We start from the raw sequence: 13,169 nt of genomic DNA, 5'->3' as shown, positions 1-13,169 counted from the left end.
TGACTAATGTCACCATTTGCGGTTGACTCAGTCGCATGACGGCGCTGGTTGGCGCGGCGACGAGGTTCATGCGCACCTCCGAAAAGACCAGCCACAACGCGTCGGCGGTGGTCACCGGCGCCGGCAGCGGAATCGGGGCGGCGTTCGCGCTGGAGCTCGCCCGTCGGGGCGGCTCGGTGCTGTGCAGCGACATCGACGAAGCCGCTGCCGCCGACACCGCCAAGACAATCACCGACCACGGCGGCAACGCCACCGCGATCCGCTGCGACGTGTCGCAATACGACGAGGTGTGCGAGCTGGCGACCCAGTCGCAATCCTGGTTCGGCAAAGCCCCCACCCTGGTGATCAACAACGCCGGAGTCGGCGCCGGCGGGGCAGCCATCGGCGAAGCTTCCATTGAGGATTGGCGCTGGCTGCTGGGCATCAACTTGTGGGGGCCGATTCACGGTTGTCACGTGTTCGCGCCGATCCTGCGGGCAGCCGGGCCTTCCAAACCGCCTCGCGGCATCATCAACGTGGCCTCAGCCGCCGCGTTCGGCGCGGCCCCGGGGATGGCCGCCTACAACGTCAGCAAGGCCGGAGTGCTGTCGCTGTCGGAGACTCTGGCCGCCGAATTGTCCGGCTCGGGGGTCAGGGTCACCGCGCTGTGTCCGACTTTCGTCAAGACCAACATCATCGAATCCGGCCGGATCACGACGGAGAGCAGCGAGCTGGCGACGAAACTGACGCGCTGGATCGGGTTTTCGCCGGCCAAGGTCGCGCGCACCTGCCTGGACGCCCACGATCGCGGCGACCTGTATTGCATGCCGCAGCTGGACGCCAAAGTCGGCTGGAATATCAAACGCTTGGCCCCGAGCGCATACACCCGCGCGATGGGCCTGCTGTCCCGGACTGCCCTGTCTCACTCTGACGCCGTGCACGAGGGAGAAACTCGATGAGTATCGACATGGAAGCAATGCTGGCCAAGATCAAGGACCGGCAATGGGCGCTCGCCGACATCGATTGGGACGCACCCGGTGCCGAGACGATCAGCGACGAATTCCGGCCCCAGCTGAAGGCCTTCATGGCCGACTTGTGCTGGATCGAGAACATCGGCGCCCGGGGATTCGCGGCGCTGGCGAAAAAAGCGCCCACCCCCACCATCGCCGAGATCTACCGCTACTTCCACGCCGAAGAGCAACGCCACGCCAACGCCGAGCTGGCGCTGATGAAGCGCTGGGGCATGCTCGAGGACAATGAAGTTCCCGAGCCGAACGTGAACATACGGCTGGCCATCGACTGGCTGGACCGCTGGGCCGACGACATGCCGCTGTCTCTGCTCGGCACCGTCATTCCGATGCTCGAAGTCGCCCTGGACGGCGCCCTCTTGAAGTTCCTCCTCGAGGAGGTGCATGACCCGGTTTGCCACCAAGTGTTCGAGAAGATCAACAACGACGAATCACGCCATCTAGTGGTCGATTTCGAAGTTCTCGACATGATCGGGCACGCGAAGATTCGACGGTTGTTGATCGATTTCGTCGGTCACCATGCCACTCCGGGTCTCATCATCGGCGCGGTCACGGGTGTGCCGTTGATCAACAGAATCCGCAATGAGATCGTCGCCATGGGTTTGGAGCCCGAGCGACTCTACAAGGCTGTGAAACGATTCAAAGAGCTTGGTGACCGCGGTGCACACACCGAGCGGGTACCGACTTACCGATTCCTGAGGCGCTACGCCGGAGTAGTCACAAAACCGCAGCATCCCTATCATCTGCTGGCCAACTCGATGGTGTGGCTTTCCGACCGCTATCCGCGGCCTCTGCTGCCGAAGGTGCCTAGCTGGGTTCGCGAAGTGACCCACGAGCCAGCGGCATAACCCATGGCGCGCAACCAAGTTCATCCGACGCTGATTGTCGGCGCCGGCTTCACCGGCCTGGGCGCCGCGATCAAGCTCGCCGAAGTCGGCGTCGAGGACTTCGTCATCCTGGAGCGCAGTAACCGGGTGGGCGGAACCTGGCGCGACACCACCTACCCCGGCGCGAGCTGTGACATCCCGTCGCTGCTGTATTCATTCTCGTTCGCCCAGAACCCGAGCTGGTCGCGCACCTACTCGCCCGCCGGCGAGATTCACCGCCACCTCGAGGACCTGGCCACCCGATACGACATCCGTCGCCGAATCCGGTTCGGCCAGGAGGTCAATGGGTTGTCGTTCGACGAGAAGGCCGGTGTGTGGACCGCAACGACGGCCGGACGCAAGCGTTTTCACGCCCGCACCGTCATCCTGGCTTCGGGACCGTTATCGGATGTCAGCTTTCCCGACATCCGCGGCATCGACTCCTACCGCGGGCACAAGATCCACAGCGGACGCTGGGACCACGACTACGATTTCGCCGGCAAGCGTGTCGCGGTCATCGGGACCGGGGCCAGCGCCGTCCAGATCGTCCCAGAACTGGTCAAGCAAGCCGATTTCGTCAAGGTGTTCCAGCGCACGCCCGGCTGGGTGCTGCCCCGCCTCGACATCACCACACCGCCCGCTGTGCAGGCCGTGTTCACCAAATTCCCTGCCGCGCAGGAACTTGCCCGGCAGGCACTGTTCTGGGGACATGAAGCCAGCGCCGCCGCTCTGGTATGGAACACTCCGCTGACCTCATTGGTCGCGCGGCTGGGCAAGGCGCATCTGCGGCTGGCGGTCAAAGACCCGTGGCTGCGCCGTCAGCTGACGCCCGACTTCACCCCGGGCTGCAAGCGGATGCTGGTCTCCAGCGGTTACTACCCCGCGCTGCAGCGCCACAACTGCAAGCTCATCGACTGGCCGATCGCGACACTGAGCCCCGCCGGTATCCGCACCAGCGACGGCATCGAGCACCACGTGGACTGCATTGTGTTCGCCACGGGTTACGACGTGCATCTGACCGGTCCCCCGTTCCCGGTGCACGGTCTGGGCGCTCGCTCGCTCAACGCCGAATGGGCCGATGGCGCCCAGGCCTACAAGAGCACAAGCGCGCACGGCTACCCCAACCTGTTTTTCATGACCGGTCCCAATTCCGGGTCCGGGCACAATTCGCTGCTGGTGTACATCGAAGGCCAACTCGAGTACGCGGTGCGCGCCATCACCACCATCCTGGACAAGGATCTGCGTTACCTCGACGTGCGCGCCGACGTTCAGCGCCGCTACAACGAACGCATCCAGAAGCGCCTGGCGAACACCACATGGATGTCTGGTTGCCGCAGCTGGTATCTGACCAGGGACGGCTGCAACGCCGCGATGTATCCGGGCACCGCGACCCAGTACCTTCGACAGATGCGAGATTTCCGGATCGCGGACTACCACGCGGTCGCGCGTAACGCCGATGTCCGCGTCAGCTCCTCGGGCTGAGTGATGGCGCCGCAGCGACCGCCACGGCCGGAAGCCGGCACCATCGCCGGCGTGCTGGCCAACTTGCGCGGCGCGCCCCGCCGCGTGCGCCGGCAGTCGCGGGAGTTCATCGAAACCGCGGTGTCCCAACTGTTCGATGCCGCGGTACGCCATCCGCACGGCGTGGCCTCATCGGGGGAATACCGCATCGACGACCTGGCCCGACTCGCCGGAACCACAACCCGCAATATTCGGGTGTACCGCGACCGGGGATTGTTGCCGCCGCCGTTGCGGGTGGGACGGATCGCGCTGTTCAACGACACTCATCTGACCCGGCTGCGGCTGATCACCTCGATGCTCGACCGTGGATACAACATTGCCCATGTCCGAGAGATGCTCAGCGCCTGGGAGGAGGGCAAGAATCTCGGCGACGTGCTGGGGCTGGAAACCGCGATCGTGGGCACCTGGACCACCGAGAAGCCGGAAACGGTGTCGTTGTCCGAGGCGCGACGACGTATCGGCGATGCTCGTGCCTTCGACCGGCTGGTGGCTCTGCAGGTGATCCGGGTCGACGGCGCGCAGGCGACGATCACCCGGCCGAAACTCATCGAGGCGTTCAACGAGATCCACGGCTACGGTGTGAGTTTCGACAAGCTGATCGACCTGCACGAGCAGATCGTCCCGCTGGTCGACCAGATCAGCGAATTGCTGGTGCAAGCCGGCGCCGAACACGTCGCCGATCGGGTCAAGCCGGGTCAGGCCCTGCCCGCCGAGACCGAGATCGCCGAGCTGATCACGATGTTGGTGCGGTTCCGCACGCAAGCCGTCGCATCGGTCACCGCCACGCTCGCGTCCTCGATCGAATCGACGATCGAGTCGCTGGCCAGCCGGATCCTCGCCGACTATTTGGAGCGCGCGCCGGAGGCCGAAGCCAACGCCGAAGCCAATTAGGAAAACGCGACCAGGTGCGGAGCCAGCGTGGTCAGCTTCTCGCAGGTCTCCTCGAACTCACGCTCGGGCTGCGATGCGCCGATGACCCCGGCCCCCGCCCGCAGCCAGGTTCGCCCGTTGTGCTCGTAGGCTGCGCGCAACGTCAACGCCGCATCCATGCCGCCGTCGGCCGTAAACATCGCCACCGCACCGGAATACAGTGCACGCGGGCCTTCGTCGAGGCGCAGGATGGCGTCGAAGCTCGGGCCCTTGGGAATGCCGGACGCGGTAACCGCGGGAAACAGGGTCTCGAATGCGTCCATGCGGGTCTTGGTGGTATGCAGCCGCCCACTGACCGTCGAGCCGAGGTGCTGCACGCTGCCGCGCTCTCGCACCGTCATGAAATCGGTGACGGCGGCGCTGCCTGATTCCGCGATCTCGGTGATCTCCGCAAGCGAACTACGCACCGACATGGCATGCTCGACGATCTCCTTGGAGTTCGATTCCAGCTCGTCACGAGCCTGCTGATCGCATGCCGCCCCGCGGCCCAGCGCCCGGGTACCTGCCAGCGGTTCGGTGATGACGGTGCGGTCGTTGGTTACCGCGGCCACTAGTTCCGGGCTGTAACCAACTGCGCGAAACCCGCTGAGCCGCAACAGGAAAGACCGTGCCGGCGTATTGTGTCGCCGACCGAGCCGATAGGTCGACGGGAAATCCAACCGAAACGGTACGTCGACGCTGCGGGACAAGATCACCTTGTGGTATTGACCGGCGCCGATCTCGTCGATCGCCGTCGCGACCCGCGCTCGGTAGCCGGTGGTGTCAGCGCTCACGTCGACTGTCGACGCGGTGGGTGCGGGCGGAAGGCCGTCGCTGAGCAACCGGTCCACCGTGTCGCGGTCACGTTCGTCGGCATCGACGAGCCGGACCGCCTCGTCGCAGACCACGATGCGGGTGCGGGGGCGGAACAGCCGCGCCAACGGGGTGCGCGCCGCCAGCTGGTCCTGCAGCCCGAAGCGGTAGGCGCCAAATTCGAAGGCGATCCACCCGAAGACTTGGTCGCTTTCCAGCAGCAACCGGTCGACCGCCTCGCCGAGGACGTGTCCGGGCCGGCCCGACCAAGTCTGTCGCTGGGTAACGCCGTCACGGGAGATGCGCAGCTCGTCACTGTCCAGCTCGACCATCTCCGACACACCCGCGGCCAGCACCCATTGACCGTCGTGCTCATAGAGCAGGTAATCGTCGCCGTCACGCTCGGGTAGCGCCGCGGCCAGCTCGGCGGCCAGATCGGCCGGGGCGATGTCAGCAGGCAACCGGAACGACAGTGACGCCACGTCTGCGGGACTGGTCTCGACACTGGCTTCGGCCACGGTTAGTAAATGTAGCCTAACCTATGAAACCGCGGGTGTGCCCCTCCCGATTGGCTGCCGTCCCGGTGGGTCCGCGACCTGTGATTGGTCGGTCACCGAACGTTTCCAAAACGTTCAGTCGCTGTATCGCGACGTATCTTCTTCACGTTCAGTCACATCCATATCGTGGTTGCTACCAACGGAACTGACCAGATCCCAGCCGACGCCAACGTTTCAGAGGGAGGGCACACAGCATGTTCACCATCCGGCTTCTCGACGGCGAAGAGGTGCATGCCAACGAAGGCGACAAGCTGTCGATCAACCATGACACCGGCGTCGTCACCATTTCTCGCCTCGACGGGTTCGAGGAAGTCACGACGCACTTCTCACCCTCGGCCTGGGGCTCGGTGACGCACCGTGTCAAGGACGTCGGCATGAAGAGGATGCCGGCCTAGAGTGCCTAGACCCTGCGATTCGGTCGGGGCCGGGTGACGACTGCCAGCGATATCGTCACGGTCCGGGTCAAGCCCGGCAGCCGCAAGGGTCCGCTTGTCGAGGTCGGCCCCGACGGCAGCCTGACAATCTACGTGGCCGAGCGCGCGGTGGACGGCAAGGCCAACGCGGCGGTAACCAGGCTGCTCGCCGAGCATCTCGGTGTACCCAAGAGCCGGGTGGAGCTGGTGGCCGGCGCCAAAGCGAGGCTCAAGCGGTTTCGTGTGCTGCGCTGAGTGCGCGCGTCAGCACGGCGTGAATTCGACCGGAAGGGCAGCCGGTGAGCGAAACGCCATACCCACCACCTGCGGCGGCGGTGCGCCGGGGTCCAACCGGAGATCGGGCAGCCGGTCCAAAAGCGCGTTGATCGCGACGGTGCTCTCCATCCGCGCCAGATGCATACCCAGGCAAAGGTGCGGGCCACCACCAAACGTCAAGTGCGCGATGTTCTTCCGAGTTGGATCGAACCGGTCGGGATCCGGGTAACGGGCCGGGTCCCGGTTGGCGGCGGCCACGCTGACGCTGACATTGGTGCCTGCCGGGATTGCCACGCCGGCAAGCTCGCAATCGCGGGCGGCCACCCGCATCACCGTGGTGATCGGCGGCTCCCATCGCAGGGCCTCTTCGATGGCCCCGCGCACCAAGCCACGATCCGCGCGCACCGCGTCGCACAGGGCGGGCTCGGTGAGCAACGCCACCAACAGATTGCCCGACGCGCGATAGGTGGTTTCCACGCCGGCCGGCAAGATCAGCAGCAGAAAAGCGAAGATCTCGTTGTCAGTCAACCGGGCCGAGTCGATCTCGGATTCGGCCAACGTGCTGATCAGGTCGTCCTGCGGGTGACGCTGCCGCTCGGCAAGGATCTCGGTGAAGTAGGCCTTGAGTTCGGCCGACGCGGCGATCCCGCAATCCCAGTCGTAGACCACGTTGAGCAGCTCGATCGACAGCCGCTGGAAGCGCGGGTAGTCCTGGCGCGGCAAGCCCATCATGCGGGCGATGACCTGGACCGGGAACGCGAACGTGAACTCGCGGGCCAGCTCGGCGCGGCCACGCGGCGCGAACCGGTCGATCAGCTCGTGGACGACCACTTCCACCAACTCGCTGCGCCAGCGCTCCAGCAGCGCCGACCGGAACGATGGGGACACCAGCGCACGGCTGGCCCGATGCTCTGCCCCCTCCAGTTCCAGCAGGGTGCGGCCCATCACCGGGCCCATGATCTGTTCGTAGATCGACGACGAGAACGTCTCCGGATGAGTGAGCACCGTTTGGCACTCGTCGTAGCCCAGCACCGTCACGCCATCGGCCAATGTCTGTGTTGAGGTTTCGGTGAACGGGTTGCCGACCATCACCGGGTGCTTGGCGCGGGCCTCGCGCAGCCGCTCATGCACGTTCTGCACCTGCATGAGCAGTCCGCCCTGCAGCTCGGCGGGGTCGAACTCGCTGACGGTCATGCTGCCGGGACCGTCTCGGTGTCCCGGCCCGACCGCAGCACCGTCCCGGGCAGCGCGCCGGTGGCCTTACCGTCGCGGCACGCCTCGACCCCGCCGACCAGCACGGTGCTGATGCCGTGGGCGTCCGCGACCAGCCGCGGCGCCCCGGCGGGCAGGTCGTAGCGGGTGCGCTCGGGCCCATGGTCGACGGTCGCCGGGTCGAACAGCACCAGGTCGGCATGCCAGCCGGGCGCGATCCGGCCGCGGTCGGTCAGCCCATACAGGCGCGCGGGCACGTCGGTGATCAGCCGCACCGCCTCCTCGAGCGTCACTACCTGATGTTCGCGAACGCCGTGCCCGAGCAGCGAGGTGGTATAGATGGCCCCGCACATCATGTCCAGGTGCGCACCGGCGTCCGACCCACCGATGACTGCGTCGCGGTGGCGCCACACCTGCGCCCGCGCCCGCCAGTCGGCGGCTTCGTCGCCGGTCGACGGCGGCGTGAGTCCGGTGCGCAGCTCGTCGGCGACGACGATGTCGCACAGCGTGTCGAACGGTTCGCTGTTGCGGGACGCGGCGACTTCGCCCACCGAACGCCCAGTGGCGTCAGCGTTTTCGGGCGCGAACGTTTCGACGATGATCAGCCGCTCCCAATGCGACAGACCGCGCAGGACGCCCGCCTCCTCCGACTGGGCGCCGTCGTTGAGGCGGCGACGCACCTGCGGGTCGGACAACGCTTTGCACCGCTCGCGCACCGGTAGGTGCATGGTGTCGCGCCATCCGGGCAGCCCGTCGAGCACAAACCCGGTCAGAAACGACAACCGGATCTTCATGGCGTGCGGCAAGGTGAGCGCGACGATCCGCCCGCCGTTATCGGCCGCGACGTCAGAGGCCCGTAGCTGGCCCTGATGACCGGCCGGATTGGCCGCCGACACGCCCAGCACGTTCCAGTTCAGCGGCCGATCCGCGGACCGCGACATCTCGGTGAGCAGCGCAATGTCGTCGTCGGTGAACCCGGACAGGCAACCCGGGATGATCGCCTCCAAGGTGGTGCCGGGATGCGACCGCAGCGCGGCGGCCAGCGTTAGAAGTTCCTGGCGCGACGCGCTGCGCGACGGCACCGGCTGCCCGGCCCCATCGTTGTGGGTGTGCGACTGCGACGTCGAAAGCCCCATCGCGCCGGCGGCCAGCGCCTCCTCCAACAGCGCGACCATCCGCTCGATCTGTTGCGGGGTGGCGTCCCCGCCGACCGCCTCGTCACCCATCGCCGCCAACCGCAGCGCCGAATGTCCCACCAGGAAGCCGGCATTCACGGCGATCTGGCCGTCCAGCCGGTTCAGCCAGTCACCGAAAGACGCCCACTGCCAATCCAGTCCGGCCCGCAGCGCCTCCAACGGCATGCCTTCGACCCGGGCCAGCATGCGGGTGAGGTAGTCGTGCTGGTCGGCGGCGGCCGGTGCCAGGGTGAACCCGCAGTTGCCGCCGAACACGGTCGTTACGCCGTGCTGCAGCGACGGACTGGCGGTCGGGTCCCAGAACAGTTGGGCGTCGTAGTGGGTGTGCAGGTCGACAAACCCCGGTGCCAGTACCTGCCCTTGTGCGTCAATGGTTTTCGCTGCGATGTCGTCGACGTGACCTTTCGGGCCGACCGCTGCGATACGTCCGTCTTTGACTCCGACGTCGCCGCGGCGGGGCGGTGCGCCTGTGCCGTCGACGATCTCGGCGTCCCGAATCAGTAGATCTAGCACGTGAGCCATCCATTGTCGGGTAGTGGGTGACGAAACAGTTCTGCGGCGTTGCCGTGGGTGATCCGCGCGGCATCGTCGGCCGAGAGGCCCGCGACGTTGCGCGCGATCACCTCCTGGGTGTCCGGCCACGTCGAATCGGCGTGTGGATAGTCACTTTCGACGAGGATGCGCCCGGCGCCGATCGCGTCCAGCGCGCCGAACGCGTGTGGGTCATCGATTGAGCAGAACCAGAAGTTGCGGCGCAGCACCTCGCTGGGGAGCAGGTCGCTTTGCCATGCTCCGCCCTCACGACCCGATGCAGAATGGGCCAGCACGTAATCCGCGCGGTCGCCGAGCATCGCGGCCCAGCCGAGCCCGCCTTCGGCCAGCGTGATGTTGAGCTTGGGGAATCGCACCGGTATGCCCGACCACAGCATGTCCGCACAGGCCACCAGGCCGTTGACTGGGAACAACGTGGTGATGGTCTCAAATGGCGTGTCGGGTGCGGGAATTGGCGCCCACTGCGCCGATCCGGTGTGCAAACACACCACGGTGTCGGTCTCTTCGCAGGCGGCGAAGAACGGGTCCCACACCCCGGAGTGCAAACTGGGCAACCCGCACTGGGCGGGTAGTTCGGGGAAGCTGACTGCCTTGAAGCCGCGGGCGGCGTTGCGGCGTAACTCCTCGGCCGCCAACGCCGGGTCGGCCAGCCACGGCAGCTGCAGCGGGATGATCCGATCCGGGTAGCTGCCGGCCCACACGTCCAAATGCCAGTCGTTCCAGGCCCGCAACACAGCCAGTCCGAGTTCGGGGTCCTTGCTCTTCCAGAACACCGTGCCCGAGAAACCCGCAATCAGCGACGGAAAATTCAACGACGCCCAGATGCCGGCCAGGTCCATATCGGCGATTCGCGCGTCGATATCCCAACAGCCGCGCCGCATTTCGTCGAACCGAGCCGGCTCCATGCTCCATTCCTCCGGCGGTCGCCCGACCACCGCGTTGAGCCCGATGTTGGGGTATTCGCAGTCCTCATAGCGCCACACCTGGCGTCCGTCGTCGGTTTCGACGATGCGCGGTGCCCGGTCCGCCAAAGCGGCGGGCAGCCGCCCGTCGAACATGTCGGGTGGCTCGATGACGTGGTCGTCAACCGAGATCACCACGTGCCGTCGGTCACGGGGAGCAGGATCCGGCAGCAGCGCCATAGCTGAAGCTAACGACGGGTTTCGACGCCTGTCAATGCTATCTATGCAATAACAGCGAAGTTAGCCGGTCACTGCGGCGTCGGCTGGCGGACGAAGGCCCGTGGCTGGGTGAAGGCTCGGATTCCCTCTACCCCGAGTTCGCGCCCCAGCCCCGACCGGCCGACGCCACCGAACGGCAGCCGCGGGTCCTGGGCGGCCATGCCATGGCAGTTGACACTCACCGTCCCGGCTACCAGCCGGGCGGCGACGCTGGCGGCCAGCTCGTCGTCACCGGTCCAGATCGATGCGGTAAGCCCGAAGTCGGTGGCATTGGCGGCAGACACCGCGTCGTCGATAGCGCGGTATCCGAAGATCGGCAGCACCGGGCCGAACTGCTCTTCGGTCGCCAACGCCGAATCGCCGGCGGCGCCGGTGACCACGGTCGGCAGCGCGAAGTAGCCGCCGGCGTCCGCGTCTTCCGCCCGGATCCGCCCGCCGGTGCGCACCGTCGCGCCCTGCGCCTCGGCGTCGGCGACCAGCTTGCGAACCCGGTCGCGGCCGGCGGCCGTGTGCAGGGGGCCGAGGGTGGTTTCGTCGGCCAATCCGTCGCCGATCACCTCGCGTTCGCAGCGAGCCAGCACCGCGTCGGCCAGCTCCTCGACGCGCTCGGCCGGGGCATACAACCGCTTGATCGCCATGCACACCTGACCAGCGGTGGTGTAGGTCGCAGTAACCAGACGCTCGACCAACTCGTCGCTGATCGCCAGGTCCGGTGCGATGATCGCCGCGTCGTTGCCGCCGAGCTCCAGCAGGACCGGCGTCAGCCGCGCGGCCGCGGCGGCCATCACCGCGCGCCCGGTGGCCACCCCGCCGGTCAGCGAAATCACGTCGATGCCCGGGTGCGTGACCAATGCCTGCGCCAATTCGCTGCCCGGTCCGGCAAGCACGTTGACCACACCGGGCGGCAGCGCGGCGGCGAACGCCGCACCGAGCTGCAGCGCGGCCAGCGGACAGGTCGGCGGCACCTTGACCACCGCGGTGTTGCCGGCGGCCAGCGCCGAGGACAGCTTGGTCATCGTCAGCGACAGCGGCCAGTTGAACGGAAGAACAAGCGCCGCAACACCATAAGGCTCGCGGTGCAGACGCGGATAGTCCTGGCCCGGGTCGATGTGTTCGGGCGTCAGCGCCGCCTCGGCCATCGAGCCGAGCAGCGCCGCGATTGCCGGCGCGGTGTCGAGTTCGAACTGCGCCTCGGTGAGCACCTTGCCGTGCTCGCGGGTATACAGCCGCGCGCCATCTTGGCCGGCGAGTTGCTCGGCGGCCGTTGCCGCCGCGGTGGCGATGGCAGCGGTTCGATCGGCGACGTCGAGTGCGCGCCACTCGGGTGCGGCTCGCCGTGCGGCGTGCACCGCGGCATCGAGCTGAGTGCGGTCGGCGGCCGGCGCATGCCCGACAATCTCTGCCGGTCGCGCCGGGTTGTGCACCGGATAGCTCTCCGTCGCCTGCTGCGGCTGGCCACCGATGGTGAGCACTGGTTGCGCTGTCGACGCGGATGCCGTCATTGGTGCCTCCCTTGACCCGACGCGGTCGCCTGGTCATCGTAAGTCGATATGAAGGCGGTTGTACTGCACGAGGCCGGACAGCCCAGCGCGGTCGAGGACGTCGCGTTGCGGCCGGTGCGCGGCCACGAAGTGCGGGTGCAGCTGGCCGCGAGCGGCGTGTGCCACAGCGACCTGTCGCTGCGCGACGGGTCCATACCGACGCTGCTGCCCTGCACACTCGGGCATGAGGGCGCCGGAATCGTCACCGAGGTGGGCGACGCCGTCACGACGGTGAGCCCGGGTACACACGTCGTGCTGACCTGGAACGTGGCGTGCCGGTCGTGTCCGCATTGCCTGCGCGGCGACGCCCAGCTGTGCGACCACGCTTACGACCATGCCTACGGAGACCCTTACGCCGAGGGCGCCGCCGGGCCGGTGTGGCCGGGTATGGGAGTGGGGTCGCTGGCCGAACAGACGCTCTTGCCCGCCGCGGCGGTGGTACCGGTCGACGAGGCGCTGCGGCTCGATCACGCCGCGCTCCTGGGCTGTGGGGTCACCACCGGCGTCGGGGCGGTGTTGCGCACCGCGGCGGTCCGGCCGGGTGAGAGCGTGCTGGTCATCGGGTGCGGCGGTGTTGGTCTGGCTGCGATCCAGGGCGCCAGGCTGGCCGGCGCCGCACCGATCATCGCCGCCGACCGAGTCGCGGCACAGCTTCCGGCCGCGGTAGCCAATGGCGCCACCGACACAATCGATGCGAGTGAGGTCGACGTTGCCGAAGCGGTGCGCGACATCACCGGCGGGCAGGGCGTGGACCACGGGATCGAGGTCGTCGGCAAGCCCGCCACCATCCGTGCGGCCTACGACGCCACCCGCCGCGGCGGCCAGGTCACCCTCGTCGGCGCCGCCGGGATCGAGGAGTCAGTGACGTTGCCCGCGCTGTCGCTGATGGCCGACAGCAAGACGATCCGGGGCAGCGTGTACGGCGCCAGCGACCCCGCCCGCGACATCCCGGCGCTCGCCGAACTCGCCCGCCGCGGCAAGCTCGACTTGGAGGCCCTAGTGACGCGCCGCATCGGTATCGACGACGTCGAGACGGCGTTTACCGACATGCTCGCCGGCGCCGGGGCACGCAGCGTGGTCTGCTTCGACGGCTGATTTTGCGCGAAGTCGCTTTACGAATACTGC

The 13,169-nt window shown here is 67.2% G+C and carries 12 protein-coding genes; 7 read left to right on the top strand and 5 right to left on the bottom strand.

Features of this window, described 5'->3' with window-relative positions; genetic code table 11:
* The first annotated feature begins 68 nt into the window (after positions 1–68).
* From MSP7336_RS14605 to MSP7336_RS14590, 4 genes are read left to right on the top strand one after another with little or no spacing between them, the layout of a single operon-like run.
* Positions 69–938 (top strand): SDR family NAD(P)-dependent oxidoreductase, encoded by an 870-nt coding sequence (locus tag MSP7336_RS14605; protein ID WP_113964928.1) that lies wholly within the window; start codon positions 69–71, stop codon positions 936–938.
* Positions 935–1,855, top strand: a complete 921-nt coding sequence (locus tag MSP7336_RS14600; protein ID WP_069397082.1) for a reductase — start codon at positions 935–937, stop codon at positions 1,853–1,855. Before MSP7336_RS14605 ends, MSP7336_RS14600 begins: the two co-directional genes overlap by 4 nt.
* Before the next feature lie 3 nt (positions 1,856–1,858).
* Positions 1,859–3,355: a flavin-containing monooxygenase gene (locus MSP7336_RS14595; protein ID WP_113963996.1), complete on the top strand. Its 1,497-nt coding sequence runs from the start codon at positions 1,859–1,861 to the stop codon at positions 3,353–3,355.
* 3 nt (positions 3,356–3,358) lie between these two features.
* A complete protein-coding gene (locus MSP7336_RS14590; protein WP_113964927.1) occupies positions 3,359–4,285 on the top strand; it encodes a MerR family transcriptional regulator in 927 nt (308 codons plus the stop codon).
* On the opposite strand, the gene MSP7336_RS14585 is transcribed toward MSP7336_RS14590, so the two are convergent.
* Complete coding sequence (locus tag MSP7336_RS14585) at positions 4,282–5,634, bottom strand: salicylate synthase (protein WP_113963995.1); 1,353 nt, start codon at positions 5,632–5,634, stop codon at positions 4,282–4,284. The two genes, MSP7336_RS14590 and MSP7336_RS14585, sit on opposite strands and share 4 nt — an antisense overlap.
* Positions 5,635–5,867: 233 nt before the next feature.
* Here MSP7336_RS14585 and MSP7336_RS14580 point away from each other — a divergent pair, with 233 nt between their 5' ends.
* Both MSP7336_RS14580 and MSP7336_RS14575 read left to right on the top strand, forming a co-directional pair.
* Positions 5,868–6,068, top strand: coding sequence for a hypothetical protein (locus MSP7336_RS14580; RefSeq protein WP_069397085.1), 201 nt, complete (start codon positions 5,868–5,870; stop codon positions 6,066–6,068).
* Positions 6,069–6,101: 33 nt separating this feature from the next.
* Complete coding sequence (locus MSP7336_RS14575) at positions 6,102–6,341, top strand: DUF167 domain-containing protein (protein WP_069397086.1); 240 nt, start codon at positions 6,102–6,104, stop codon at positions 6,339–6,341.
* 9 nt (positions 6,342–6,350) lie between these two features.
* On the opposite strand, the gene MSP7336_RS14570 is transcribed toward MSP7336_RS14575, so the two are convergent.
* The 4 genes from MSP7336_RS14570 to MSP7336_RS14555 form a co-directional block, all read right to left on the bottom strand.
* Positions 6,351–7,556, bottom strand: a complete 1,206-nt coding sequence (locus MSP7336_RS14570; RefSeq protein ID WP_113963994.1) for a cytochrome P450 — start codon at positions 7,554–7,556, stop codon at positions 6,351–6,353.
* The gene (locus tag MSP7336_RS14565; RefSeq protein ID WP_244917464.1) at positions 7,553–9,292 is read right to left on the bottom strand and encodes an N-acyl-D-amino-acid deacylase family protein; all 1,740 of its coding nucleotides are present in this window, start codon (positions 9,290–9,292) and stop codon (positions 7,553–7,555) included. The genes MSP7336_RS14570 and MSP7336_RS14565 overlap by 4 nt, the downstream gene beginning before the upstream one ends.
* Positions 9,277–10,464, bottom strand: a complete 1,188-nt coding sequence (locus tag MSP7336_RS14560; protein ID WP_069397088.1) for an amidohydrolase family protein — start codon at positions 10,462–10,464, stop codon at positions 9,277–9,279. The genes MSP7336_RS14565 and MSP7336_RS14560 overlap by 16 nt, the downstream gene beginning before the upstream one ends.
* Positions 10,465–10,532: 68 nt before the next feature.
* Positions 10,533–12,005 (bottom strand): aldehyde dehydrogenase family protein, encoded by a 1,473-nt coding sequence (locus MSP7336_RS14555; protein ID WP_113963993.1) that lies wholly within the window; start codon positions 12,003–12,005, stop codon positions 10,533–10,535.
* A gap of 48 nt (positions 12,006–12,053) precedes the next feature.
* Here MSP7336_RS14555 and MSP7336_RS14550 point away from each other — a divergent pair, with 48 nt between their 5' ends.
* The gene (locus tag MSP7336_RS14550; RefSeq protein WP_069397090.1) at positions 12,054–13,139 is read left to right on the top strand and encodes a Zn-dependent alcohol dehydrogenase; all 1,086 of its coding nucleotides are present in this window, start codon (positions 12,054–12,056) and stop codon (positions 13,137–13,139) included.
* Positions 13,140–13,169 lie beyond the last annotated feature (30 nt).

The organism is Mycobacterium shimoidei (assembly GCF_900417275.1).
Taxonomy (GTDB): domain Bacteria; phylum Actinomycetota; class Actinomycetes; order Mycobacteriales; family Mycobacteriaceae; genus Mycobacterium; species Mycobacterium shimoidei.
Note: the sequence above shows the minus strand (reverse complement) of the source record. Positions and strands in the feature narration are given on the sequence as shown.